Origin of the sequence: Ameyamaea chiangmaiensis (assembly GCF_013376175.1) — a bacterium.
GTDB classification, from domain to species: domain Bacteria; phylum Pseudomonadota; class Alphaproteobacteria; order Acetobacterales; family Acetobacteraceae; genus Ameyamaea; species Ameyamaea chiangmaiensis.
The window spans coordinates 1-11,511 of sequence record NZ_JABXXR010000014.1; the positions used below are offsets into that span (position 1 = coordinate 1).

General features: G+C 66.3%; 18 protein-coding genes. All 18 read right to left on the reverse strand.

The features are described from left to right. Positions 1-388 precede the first annotated feature (388 nt). Positions 389-1,165: a lytic transglycosylase domain-containing protein gene (locus HUK82_RS03645; protein ID WP_176612646.1), complete on the reverse strand. Its 777-nt coding sequence runs from the start codon at positions 1,163-1,165 to the stop codon at positions 389-391. 3 nt (positions 1,166-1,168) lie between these two features. Continuing rightward, positions 1,169-1,519 carry a DUF736 domain-containing protein gene (locus HUK82_RS03650; protein ID WP_176612647.1) on the reverse strand — a complete coding sequence of 117 codons (351 nt, stop codon included), beginning with the start codon at positions 1,517-1,519 and terminating at the stop codon, positions 1,169-1,171. Positions 1,520-1,554: 35 nt separating this feature from the next. Next, positions 1,555-2,100, reverse strand: a complete 546-nt coding sequence (locus tag HUK82_RS03655) for a S26 family signal peptidase (protein ID WP_176612648.1) — start codon at positions 2,098-2,100, stop codon at positions 1,555-1,557. Then, complete coding sequence (locus tag HUK82_RS03660) at positions 2,097-2,618, reverse strand: DUF2840 domain-containing protein (protein ID WP_176612649.1); 522 nt, start codon at positions 2,616-2,618, stop codon at positions 2,097-2,099. Before HUK82_RS03660 ends, HUK82_RS03655 begins: the two co-directional genes overlap by 4 nt. After that, a complete protein-coding gene (locus tag HUK82_RS03665; protein WP_176612650.1) occupies positions 2,615-2,869 on the reverse strand; it encodes a ribbon-helix-helix protein in 255 nt (84 codons plus the stop codon). The genes HUK82_RS03660 and HUK82_RS03665 overlap by 4 nt, the downstream gene beginning before the upstream one ends. Beyond that, positions 2,866-3,504, reverse strand: coding sequence for a ParA family partition ATPase (gene parA, locus HUK82_RS03670; RefSeq protein WP_176612651.1), 639 nt, complete (start codon positions 3,502-3,504; stop codon positions 2,866-2,868). The genes HUK82_RS03665 and parA overlap by 4 nt, the downstream gene beginning before the upstream one ends. 208 nt (positions 3,505-3,712) lie before the next feature. Next, complete coding sequence (locus HUK82_RS03675) at positions 3,713-4,597, reverse strand: replication initiator protein A (protein WP_176612652.1); 885 nt, start codon at positions 4,595-4,597, stop codon at positions 3,713-3,715. Between the two features lie 10 nt (positions 4,598-4,607). Then, on the reverse strand, positions 4,608-4,889 hold the full coding sequence (locus HUK82_RS03680) for a helix-turn-helix transcriptional regulator (RefSeq protein ID WP_176612653.1): 282 nt from the start codon (positions 4,887-4,889) through the stop codon (positions 4,608-4,610). A gap of 127 nt (positions 4,890-5,016) precedes the next feature. After that, entirely contained in the window at positions 5,017-5,418 is a 402-nt protein-coding gene (locus HUK82_RS03685) for a DUF2285 domain-containing protein (protein WP_212648141.1), read from the reverse strand. A gap of 49 nt (positions 5,419-5,467) precedes the next feature. Continuing rightward, positions 5,468-5,782, reverse strand: coding sequence for a transcriptional regulator domain-containing protein (locus HUK82_RS17330; RefSeq protein WP_246495724.1), 315 nt, complete (start codon positions 5,780-5,782; stop codon positions 5,468-5,470). 119 nt (positions 5,783-5,901) lie between these two features. After that, positions 5,902-6,165, reverse strand: coding sequence for a DNA -binding domain-containing protein (locus tag HUK82_RS03690; RefSeq protein WP_176612655.1), 264 nt, complete (start codon positions 6,163-6,165; stop codon positions 5,902-5,904). 120 nt (positions 6,166-6,285) lie between these two features. Next, positions 6,286-6,528: a helix-turn-helix domain-containing protein gene (locus tag HUK82_RS03695; protein WP_176612656.1), complete on the reverse strand. Its 243-nt coding sequence runs from the start codon at positions 6,526-6,528 to the stop codon at positions 6,286-6,288. 184 nt (positions 6,529-6,712) lie between these two features. Continuing rightward, positions 6,713-7,039, reverse strand: coding sequence for a DUF736 domain-containing protein (locus HUK82_RS03700; protein ID WP_008125143.1), 327 nt, complete (start codon positions 7,037-7,039; stop codon positions 6,713-6,715). A gap of 562 nt (positions 7,040-7,601) precedes the next feature. Next, positions 7,602-8,045, reverse strand: coding sequence for a hypothetical protein (locus HUK82_RS03705; protein WP_176612657.1), 444 nt, complete (start codon positions 8,043-8,045; stop codon positions 7,602-7,604). A gap of 141 nt (positions 8,046-8,186) precedes the next feature. After that, the gene (locus tag HUK82_RS03710; protein ID WP_167713022.1) at positions 8,187-8,354 is read right to left on the reverse strand and encodes a hypothetical protein; all 168 of its coding nucleotides are present in this window, start codon (positions 8,352-8,354) and stop codon (positions 8,187-8,189) included. A gap of 218 nt (positions 8,355-8,572) precedes the next feature. Beyond that, the gene (locus tag HUK82_RS03715; RefSeq protein WP_246495726.1) at positions 8,573-9,079 is read right to left on the reverse strand and encodes a hypothetical protein; all 507 of its coding nucleotides are present in this window, start codon (positions 9,077-9,079) and stop codon (positions 8,573-8,575) included. A 161-nt stretch (positions 9,080-9,240) separates the two neighbouring features. Beyond that, the gene (locus HUK82_RS03720) at positions 9,241-10,164 is read right to left on the reverse strand and encodes a DUF2493 domain-containing protein (RefSeq protein ID WP_176612658.1); all 924 of its coding nucleotides are present in this window, start codon (positions 10,162-10,164) and stop codon (positions 9,241-9,243) included. Between the two features lie 297 nt (positions 10,165-10,461). Next, positions 10,462-11,496 (reverse strand): DUF7146 domain-containing protein, encoded by a 1,035-nt coding sequence (locus HUK82_RS03725; RefSeq protein ID WP_176612659.1) that lies wholly within the window; start codon positions 11,494-11,496, stop codon positions 10,462-10,464. Positions 11,497-11,511: the final 15 nt, after the last annotated feature.

The following is an 11,511-nucleotide window of genomic DNA, read 5'->3' on the forward strand; positions in this document are numbered from 1 at the left end:
GGACCCGATCTTCCCTTGCCGGGAGACGCTGCCGCCAGCGCGCTGGGCGGCCGCCAGCGCCTGGGCGATGAAGGGCCGCGCCCGCTGCGCGCTGGTCGAGCGGATGCGGCCTGGCCGGATGCGGAATTCGTGCTCGTCGGTCATGCTCGAGGCTCCGCACATCGCGTCAACGCGATGATTTTCCTTGAGAATGCGCCGATGCTCAGGCTGCGCTGATCAGGCGCACCTCGCGAAATCGCGGCATAACCCCTTGAAAAAGCACAACCGAACCGAAGCGCACATCGCGCCCCTTTATCCTGCCATCGTGCGGTTGTGTTTGCGGCTCTTCCTCCCAACGCCGTCCAATCTGCGCTGGAGTTCGCCATGCTGCGATGGAGGGGTGAGGCGGTCATCGCGGGCCTGCAGGCTCCCGGCGGGAGACGAACAGGCCGCCGGTTGGGTTCGCATCGGCCGCCGTATCACGCGGTGGAGCCGCAGTGTCGCCGTCACGCGCCTGAGCATCGGACTGCACCGGACCTGCGCCCGGGCCGCGATCAGGGGCGCCGATGAAGAGGGGCGCGCGCGTCCAGGCCAGCGGGTCGGCGGCTGCAACGGTGACGATGGCCGGAGACGCTTCGCCGCCGACAAGGGGCGCGAGCTGGGCGACATAGGCGCGCGTTTCTGCCGGCAACGCGCGGCCGTTCGCGAGGTACTCGTCGTACCACCCAGGCCCCGCATTGTAGGCCGCGAGAAAGCCGGGCGCGCCGTAGCGATCGTAGAGTTCGCGCATATAGGCCGTGCCAGCGATGATATTGTCACGAGGATTGAACGGATCGCTGCCGAGGCGATAGCGCGCGCGCAGATAGACCCAGGTGTCGGGCATGATCTGCATCAGGCCCATCGCACCCTTGGCCGAGACGGCGCGCACGTCGTTGGCGCTTTCGACACGCATGAGCGCGCGAATCCAGGCGACCGGAATGCCGAACCGCTGCGAGGCCTCGGTCACGAAGGCGGCGACCTGGGTGCTCGCCTTGGCTGGAACCGGCTCCACGGTCTGAGCCTGCGCCGGCGATATCGGCGACGCGGCGATCGGCAGGCCGGGAAGGAGAAGGAGGAGCAGCCGGAAGGCGGCACGGGACTTGTCCGTGCCGTTCCGATGATGCTGCGGTCGATGCGGGCCGCGCACCGCTCAGTCCTCGCTGTCGCGCGTGTTGGTGCGCGGCTTGGCGGGCCGTGACCAGTGCAGACCCCAGGTGCCGTTGTCGTCGCCGGCGCGGAAGAGATTGGCGCGCAGCGGACGCGGGAACAGCGGGCTGTCGAGCTGCACAGAGACATAGTCGCCGGCACGTTCGCCGACATGTTTCCAGCCGGCGCCGATCTCGATGCCGTCGTCCCCGCCGAGCAGGACACGGTACTCCGGAGCGTTCTCGGCCTCCGACGCCTCGGTCGGAATGAAGGCGAGTTCAGCGTCGATGCCGAGCGCGGTGAGCCGCCCGGAATAGCCGGACTTGGTGCGGGTGAATTGGCCGATCTGGGTCATGGTCGTCTCCTTGGGTTGGGGGTGGAAGCGGCAGTTCAGCGGGTCGGCGCGCGCCAGATGTAGCGGCCGTCGCCATGCTCATCGGTCCAGAGCGGCGTCGCCCGGCCGATCACGTCGGTGGTCGGCAAGGGCCCGAAATAGCGACCGTCCAGGCTGTCGCGGACCGACCAGTTCATCAGGAAAAGTTCGCCCTCGGCGATGCGGCGGCAGCCCTGCCAGACGGGCAGCGAGCGGCCGAGATGGTCGCGTTCGAGCGCATCGCCCATCGACACGCCGTCCACGGTGATGGCGTGATCGCGGCGGCAGACCTCTTGGCCGGCAACGCCCGCGACCCGCTTCATCAGGGGCACGCCGCGGCCGATATAGCCGCGCTCGATCATGAAGGCGGCGAGCGGTTCGGGGGGGCGCACGGCGACGAGATCCGTGACCTCGAAACGGTCGGCCGGCGCGATGCTGTAGAGCCCGATCGGCGTGCTGGCCGACGCGTTCCAGATGACCTTTGTCGGCAAATCGACGAAGGCGGCAGTCGCCATGCCCATGGTCAGGGTGTAGGTGACCACGACGTAGCCGAAGCGGCTCATGATCCGGCCCTCCGACGCAGGAGGAAGGCCTTGTGGTGCTGGGCCGTGTAGGTTCGCGGCTTTTCGTCGGCGGCCATCCGGTTGTGGACATGCCGCCAATGATCGGGCGAGACTTCGCCCGGATCGATGCCGATCGCCTCGATCGCATCGATCATTTGCAGCACGCGCTCGACCTTCGGCCAGCCTTCGACCTTGAGCAGAATGTCGGCCCCGGGACGCACGAAGGGCACTGTCTGCTGGGGCTCGCCGGCGCGGACCGTGCGCAGCACGTCGAGATGCGAGGCGACGGTCCCGTAGTCGTTGGCGGCCCAGCGCACGAAGCCGAAGACGCTGTCCGGCGCAAAGCGCAGCACGCGACGACGGCGGTCGAGGATCTGTTCGCCGACATTGCGGCCGAACCTGATCCAGTTCTCGGTGCGCTTCTCGATCCAGGTGAGTTCGACTTCGGTCAGGTCCGGGGGTGGCGGAGCGGCCGACGTCGGCTCGCCGCGCGCATGGATGGCGGCGGCGCCGGTCATCTCGCGTCTCCAGTGCTCTCAGGGAATTCGCGCGCGAGCAGCTCGCGCAGCATGTCGGCCACGGTGACGCCGCGCTGGAAGGCGGCGATCTTGATCCGGGCGCGCTGGTCTGGCGTGACGTCGATCGTCAGCCGCGCCGAATAGACGGCAGGGTCGACAGCCCGCGCCGAGGCCGCGTCGGCGGCCTTGATCCAGGTCTCGGGATCGCCCGGCCGCGTGGCGAAGCCGCGTTTCGGAGGCGTCGCGGTCATGGCGCGATCCTCCCGATCTCGCTGACCAGTGCGGCGATCTCGCGGGCGGCGGCACTGTCGCTGTCGAGTTCGCCGACAAGCCGGCCGGTCTGCGCGGTATCGGCGAAGGCGACGCGCTGGCCGATCGTGGCGGAGAGCAGCGGCGGGTCATGATCGGCGAGCGTCTCGGCCGTCTCGCGGGCGATGACGGTGCGCGCGGCGCAGCGATTGAGGACGAACCGCGCGGCGAGCTGCGGCCGGTACATGCGCGCCTCGCCGAGCAGCGACAGCATCTCGGCTGACGCCCAGCCGTCGAAGGGCGAGGGCTGCACCGGGATCAGCACCAGGTCGGCGGCAAGCAGCGCCGAGCGCATGAGCCCGGCGACGCGCGGTGGCCCGTCGATAACGACATGATCGACGTCGCGGGCGATCTCCGGCGCCTCGCGATGGAGAGTATCGCGTGCCAGGCCGACGACGCCGAAAAGTCGCGGGAGGCTTTCGCGCGACCGATGCTGCGACCAATCGAGAGCTGAGCCTTGCGGGTCGGCGTCGATAAGCGTGACGCGCTGGCCGCGCTTCGCCCATTCGCCGGCGAGATGGAGCGCGATCGTCGTCTTGCCGACGCCGCCCTTCTGGTTGAGCAGCGCGACGATCATGACGGTCTCCCGGCGATCGGGGACTCGTCCACACGCGGCGAAAAGGCGGTTCGCGTTAGAAAGATTCCGAAGGAATCTAAGTTAGAGAAGTTACGGGGCTTGTAAGTTGCTGATTCAGCGAGCGGATTCGACGATTCCGGTCCCCGATAGCACGAGGATCGGGTCCTCGATGGCACGATGGGTCCGGTCCCTGATAGCACGAGGTGATTCACAGCTTATCCCCAGGGCGGTAGGTCGAGCGGCGGCGCTGGCGAGGGATGCCGAGCGCGTTCGGGTCGATCGGTTTGAAGGAGAGGATCTCGGGGCCGCCGAGGCATTGCTCGATGGTCAGGCGATACCCTGGCAGCGGCTGCCGGCGGACGATGTCGCGCAGGTCGTAGGCGAAATGCTTGAGCGGCGAGAGGCTGCCGGACTTGGCGTGGAGATGCGGGAAATCGAAGCTCCAGCCGAATTCCTGCTTGCCGCCGTGCTTGCGCACGAGGCGATAGAGCCAGCGCTCCAGACCGCCGGTCAGGCCGAAATAATCGCGGTCGATCGTCAGCACGAGCGCGTCGTCGAGCACCGCGGCGTAGAACCAGTCGGGCACGATCAGCTCAAGCCCGAGCGGCCGCCCGCGTGCGTCGGCGCGCTCCTTCCACTCGTTGATCCAGGAGAAGCGATGCAGCCGCCGCTCGGTCGGCTGGCGGATCGATGTCGCCACCGTCGTCGACTGGAGCCGGTCGAGCGCGGCCTTCAATCGGTCGTAGTCGCGCAAGCTGACGCCGCGGCCTATGAACTGCAGAATCTCGTAGGGCGTGGTCGCTATAAGGCGCGACGGGCGCAGTCCGTGGTCACGCGCCTCGACGATCTGAGACGCGGCCCAGATCAGCACGTCGGCGTCCCAGATGGTGGCCATGCCGTGCTCAGGGACGGCCTCCACACGGATGACGACGGAGCCGGCCTTGAAGTTGATCGGCGCCAGTCGCTTCGACTTGCCGAGGGCGAAGAAGGGGTACGCCATCAGGTCTTGAGCGTCGCGGGGTGCGAGATCACCGGGCAGAGCCCGAAAGAGATCGAGTTGCTCGCGTTCGCTGTGGTGATGGCGCGCCGACATCGTGAGGAACTCAGCGCGGGAAGCGGCCAGCAGCGGTGGGAGCGGCCGCCTGGCGCTTTGCCGGAAGGACGGTCCCGCCGCGCGGATCGGACGTCGAAGTAACGAGACCGCGATCCGCCCAGGCCTGGAGGTCGTCGACCGAATAGACGACACGGCCGCCGAGCTTCCGATAGGTCGGACCCGTGCCGTAGGTGCGATGCTTTTCGAGCGTGCGTTCAGAAAGGCCGAGGAAGCGGGCCGCCTCCTGCGTTCTTAGGTATCGTGGCGGTAGATAGGCGGCTTTTTCGGCCATGATCGAACCTCCGTGGTCTCGCGGGCGGCCGCTTCGGATGAGAGGCGGGTTGCGAGCACGGTGGCGCGAAGACGGCGCCTCGGACGATGTCGAAGTAAGGAAGCTAAATTCGACACCCGGGTGGGTGTCAGCGTTCGCGTCGGGGACGGCGCAGCAGCGCCCGGTATCCGCCGTGAACGAGCTTCATGCCGTCGCGGGCGAGACGAATGGTGGTTTCGCGGATGGCGCTGCCAACCCACGACGTCGCGTCGTTCTCATATTGGGGGAAAAGAAACCGGGCAATGGCCCGGTAGGTGGCGCCCGTCTCGCGGGCGTCGACCGCGCGTAGCATCTGTCGCGCCCGTTGAAGCCGCTGGGGCGTCATGCGCGGGTCCGCCGGCACCGCTCGGCCTGTCGCGGCCGACCAGAATCGGGCCAACGCCGTCAGGCGGTCCGGTGTCATCTCGTCGAGCGGGATCACCGCGGCGAGCGAGTCGCCTTCCATCGAACCGGAAAGGCTGACATCGAATCGCTCGCCGTGGAGGTTCAACCGCAGAAGCGCTGCTTCGCGGTCTCGGACAGCGTGAGCCCGAAGATCGTCAACGGTAAGATGAGAACCTTCGGACAGGGCGGGCCCGCTTTGGAGGATGATCGCCGCCGGATCGGTTTGCAGGGTCCAGAAGATCGGCTGCGCGCGGCCCGTGATGCGTGGGTCTGCTGCGAAAACATAACCCCCATTGCTGAGCAAACGCCGTCGCTGTTTCGTCGCTCAATCGCCCGGAAGACAATAATTCCTGAAAGGACCTCCTGTAATCCGGGTTTCGCCGTAGGAATTCCCAGGCAAGTTCGCTTGTCGTAAGCTGATCGATATAGTCATAGGCGGCCTCAGACCGCCAATTTTCTTCCTCGGACATCCTCCGCCGCCTCCGCGCAAATGTTACGCAACGCGAGTTGTGAAGCGATGACGATCCCAAGTTGAGTCATTGCTGGGAAGAACGAAGTCGGATCAACGTGATGCAAGTCCTGCATCACCTCAGTGGAGGCGGGGCCCCAGGAGTTCGCTGTAGCCGCTTCGGGTCATCCATTTGGCGCGGGAGAGATGAGCGGTGTGGACGCGCGCAGCGCGCTCTGGATCGGTTTTGGCACAGATTCCGAAGAGCGCTTCGACGACTTCTTTCCAGTCCGCACCGTCAGCGTCAGCATCGAGAAGGCGCAGGTAAAGCTTCAGATGCGCCTGGTCATAGGCGGTGAGCGCTGCGCCGTCGGGCGGCTGGTCCAGAAAGTCTTCTTTGGTCACGGTATCCCCCGTTCATAGATGTATCCATTTTGAAGGGGATTGTTAACGCTGTTTTGAGAACAGAGGCCATCGCCAGACCGTGTACACGGCGGAGGAGCAGCGCGATCGCCCGCCGACGCGTCAGTCGTCTCTCTTCCTGTTGACAAGCATCACTCCCACACCCTGGTCGGAGTTCAGGAAGACGATCCCGCCACCCTCGAAGGCGCGCCGGACTTCATCGCGCGTGCTCTCATAGACCTCGAGGTCGCTTTCGGACTCGAGGCGCTTCAGCGCGGTCAAAGATACCCGGGCCCGGTCAGCGAGCGTCTCCTGTGTCCAACCCAGCAACGCGCGTGCGGCCCGCGATTGTCGGGCGGTGATCATGCATGATCACCTCCCACTCGGACCTACGCGCACGCCAGAACTACGACTATAATAGTCGTTCTAAGGCGCCAAGGCCAGCTTTAACGCCCCCGGCGATCTCCACTTGTATCCATGCGGCGCGAACTGATTCGGTCGCCTTGGAAGCCGAAGGCCCCGGCCTTCCGGCCGGGGCCTTGCGGGGGCCTCAGTCGCCGCGCCGCCCGTTGGGGCGGGACCAAATCAGCGAGAAGGTGTCTTCGCCTTCGTCGTCGAAGAGGTTGGCGTAGATCGGGGCGTTGAAGCTCGGATCGTCGAGCTTGAGGCCCAGATAGTCCCGGCCCTCGTTGGAGCGCTTGGACCAGGCGGCGCCGATCTCGGCGCGGCCGACCAGGACCCGGTGGCTAGGGGCGTTCTCGCCGGTGGCGCGCTGGTCGGGGACGATGCGCACGTTCTTGGCCTGGACGCTGAGGGTGACGATGTCGCCGGTGAACTCGTTCGAGCCGGTCTTCTTGAAGGTGCCGATGGTCGCCATTGTAAGTCTCCGTTTTCCGTTCCCGAGCCCGCACCATTGCGGCCTCGATGGCGATCGGCAGGCCGGAGGCGATCGACGGCGCACCCCGAAGGGGCCTGACAGCTAAGGAGGGCTTTCTTGTCTCGCGAGGAATGACGGCGCAGCCGGCAGGGGAAGAAAGTTTGACGCGGCTGTTGCGGCATAGGCGATCGAGGCGAAGCCGGCCTTCGGCCAGATCAGGCCATTGAAGAGGCCGTTTGGAGCGGTCGAGGCACGGTCAGATAACGGAGAAGATGGCGGCCGTCCCGCAACGGCAAACGGCGCCACGGCATGCTCACCGACTTCGTCTCCTCCCGACAGGCCGACGCTGCAGCATCCTGGCTTTCCACCGCCGCCACCGAGATCGCCCTGCCGACGTCCGGTGCCCGCCAAGACACGGCTCTGCTCCCGCAGCGCTCCAAGGAGGACCGCCTTTTCCGGACCAGCGTCGATCCGCGTCGCACACGCCCATCGTACCAGCATCAGACGACGGGAGCGACCACGGCCACGGCTGCCCTGATCCTCCTGACGGCGATGACGAAGATCAGGCCCGTGCAAGGTCCCGGCCGGACGGGGCAGGAGCCGTCGCCATTCCAGCGACCCGCACGAAGGCGGTGATGCCGACCGCGACCGCGCCGATGACGGAGAAGGTGATCTGCCACGAGTCGGACGGCATAAGGTGCTGCACGATGCCATGGGTGGCATGGAAGCCGGCGATCGCCGCAGGCGCGACGAAGGCTGCGGCCACGATCAGCTTCAACCACATCGGCCGGACGAAGGTGATGAGCAGATGGCCGGCGGCGAGCGTGATCGCCGCCGCGACGGCGCCGACCAGGATGGCGCCCGGGATGCCGGCGCCCGTATCGTGCGCCCAAGTGCCCGCGGTCACGCCGACGAACGCCGGCAGCGCGAAGACGGCCAGCGTGAACAGCAGCCAGCAAAGCAGGCCTATCGCTGCGACGGATGCAAGTATTGCGAGGATGATCATGGCGGTGGTCTCCGTTTGGACAAGGTCTGACGGTCGCGCCTTCCACCACCACCACGGCGCGGCTCAAGTATAGCGCAAGAGCGCGTGTGCCGGGAGCGGAAATCAGCGGCGATTTCCGCTCCTGCGACCGGGTCGCCCCGGTCAAGGAGCGAAGGGGTCGATCTCATGGACGATGGCGGCGATGTCGCCGTCATATTCGCTGGCGGGCGTGACCGACAGGGTTCCGTCGCCAGCCTGGAAGATGATGATGGCGGCCATTAGCGTGGTGGCGAGGCTGAAGGCGAAGGCGTGGGCGTCGTTGAGGGACATCGATCCGGCTCCTGTTCGAGCGGAGGACCATCCCCCGCTGACAGGCGCCCGATGTGTCGGGCTGAGCGCTGCAATCACCGCGCAGGCGAAGCCGCAGCGGCGGCATGCTCGCATAGCCGACCCTTCACGGGTTGATGGCGTCAAGCGATCAGTCTGACCAAGGATCAGCGCAGAAAAGCGGGGGTGGTGCTCGGCGGCGAGAGCCGTTCAAGTTCCGATCAGGCAAGGAGAGCCGAACTGCGCCCAACCGGAGCGTTGGCGATGAAATCCCTGTAGGCGTAGTTGATGAGGTCGCGGACCAGTTCGAGCAGACCGCCGACCGGCAGACCGTCGAACGGATCGCCATGGGCCATGCCGTTGCGACGCTGGCTCAGGCTGGGCGTCGACGCGCCGGTGACAAAGCCGATCGCGGTGCCGCCGGTGCGGACGATCATCGGGATGTGCGCGTCGTCGAGGCCGTCGACATCGACCATATGCTCCAGCAGCGCGGCGAAGGAGCGCTTCTTCTTCGAAATCTTGTCGCCGTATCGATCCATCACCGTGAGCTCCAGGGCGATGAGCGCGGCGAGCTCGCCGGCCTTCAGCACGTCGAGATCGATCCAGCCGAGAAGATAGAGCGCCTGCGCTCGCCGGAATTTGAGCTGGATGATGTCGGGTATGCGCGCGTCGATGCCGAGGCCGACGATGAACCGTCGCCATTCGTCGGGCTCGTTGAACTGGATCATTCCGCCAGGCAACCCGGGCGATGGCCATGCGATGATCAGCGGCGCGTCACGCGCGGCGAGTTGAATGTGGTCAAGGTCCAGATGCGCCTCCTGTCGGCAAATGCTTAGTGTTTCTACCGACAATACCAGATCGCGGTCAGTCGTTTGAAGTCGTGCGGCGCTCACGCGCCGCCGAACTTCCAGACTGGGATGCCGAGCTTCTTGGCCTTGTCGGCGAGGTTGTCGTGGATGCCGGTGCCCGGGAAGTGCATCACGCCCTTCGGCACGATCTCCAGGATCTCGTCGTTGCGCTTGAAGGGTGCTGCCCGGCCGTGCTTCGTCCAGTCGGGCGCGAAGCCGATCTGCGGGATGTTGCGATTCTTTGCCCAGAGCGAGGCGATCTTCTCGGCGCCCTTCGGCGATTTGCCGTGGATCAGCACCATGTCGGGGTGCTTCTCGCGGACCTGATCGAGCTTGGCCCAGATCAGCCGGTGGTCATCGAAGTCGAGCCCACCGGTGACGACGATCTTCGGGCCAGGCGGCAGGAGTACCTCCTGGTCTGCGCGCTTCTTCGCCATCAGGAAGTCGCGGCTGTCGATCATCGCCGAGGTGAGATTGCGATGGTTGACCTTCGATCCGCTGCGTGGAAGCCAAGTCTTTCCGACGTGGCGCTCGTAGTGTTCCGCGGCTTGGTCGCGCATTAGCTCGAAGGCGTTCTGGCGCTCGATCAGCGTCATGCCCTCGGCGATCAAGCGCTCCAGTTCGACGGATTTGACCTCGCTGCCGTCCTGTTCGCGCTGCCCCCGCTTCTGGGCCTGCTCGTTGTCGTCCAGTTCCCGGCCGATCCGGTCGGTGGCGCGGTGGAAGACGTTGACGGTCGACCAGAGGAGATCGTCGAGGTCGGGTTCGAGGCGCGTGTCCTCCAGGGTGCCGATCAGGGCGTCGAAGATGTCGGCGACAGCGCCCGCGACCTGGTTGCCGTCGGGCAGTAGCCGCTGGTCGGGCTCGTCGGTGAAGGGTCGGTAGCCGTGGAGCTGGAGTTCGTTGAGGACATGGTCGGTGGGTGAGGATTCGTGGTGCGGTTCGTAGTCGTCGTGATCGCGCATGGGATGCTCCGTCGGTTGGACCGCGACCGTCGCGGCCTTCATGGCGACGAAGCCCACGGGCCGGACGGCCGGGCACCCGGAGCGCGAGCGCAGGGCTCGATGGCTAAGGCCGGCTATTTTGCCTCGCGATGGAAAGCGGCCGTCAGGCCGCGCCGGAAAATAGTCGGCCGCCGCCATTGCCCGGCTGGCCGGCTTGTGGGCCGATCGCCCACTCGAAGGCCGAGGCGCGGTCCCCCTCCGACGGATTGACGCATCCTCCGGGCACGGCGCCGAACCGCAGGCCCGTTCTCCTGCCGGCTATGCCGCCAACGCCATGAAGCGCGCGACGTCCTGCGGTGCGACCTGCAACCGGGCTTCCATGCGCAGTGCGTCCAGGCCGAGGGTGCACAGATCCTCGTTGAAGTCGCCCAGCTCCGGCGAGATGACAATCGCCTCGATCCCGGCCGCTTTCGCCCGTTTGATCAAGCTATCGCGCGCCCCGTCGCCGGCCGGATCGTTGTCGCGGACGATGTAGAGCCGCCGCAGCGTGTCGGGGAACAGGATGGCGGCGAGATGCGCCGCTGAGAGCGCCGCCAGCATCGGCATGTCGGGAAGGACCTGACGGAGCGACAGGACGGTCTCGATGCCTTCGCCGGCCGCCATCACCTCGCCGCCGATGCCGAAGCGCACAGCGTTGCCGAGAAGATCGCCCATTGCCCGCCTCGGCGTGTCGATCGGCGCCTTGTCGTGGCGGCGGGGATCGAGCCAGGTGCGATGCGCCCCGGTGATCCTCCCGTCGAGGTCGGTGACTTCAGCGATCATCGCCGGCCAGGTCTCGGTTGGCGAATGCTCGTCGGATCGATAGTAGCAACGCGGGTGGAAATGCAGGCTTCCGGTTCCGCGTAAATCCGTAATGCCGCGTTCCCGTAAATACGCCTGTACGAGCGTGCCGTAGATCGGCTGCGACATGCGAACCAGCCGGCGCGCCGCTTCGGGCGAGCCATGCGGCGCCGGGCTTTGCCGCTGGCGCTCGCGAGGTTCCGGCTCCGGTGGCGGCATGCTGAGGAACGTCCGGGCCTCGTCGGCGACGTCCTTGAAGTCGATGAGGCCGCAGCTTTCGCGGATGACGTCGAGGAGATCGCCATGCTCGCCGGTCGCCGCGTCGGTCCATTTGCCGGCTAGGCCCTTTGGCGAGTCCTTCAGCCGGATATACATCGAGCGGCCCGGAGTGTTGCGGACGTCGCCCACCAGCCAGTAGCCGCCTTCGCGACGACCGCTGGAGAGATAGTGCCGGCACACCGCCTCGGCACGATCGGCGAGACGGCGTGCAAGATCATGCGGATTTTGCGCCATGGTCGTTTCCCATGC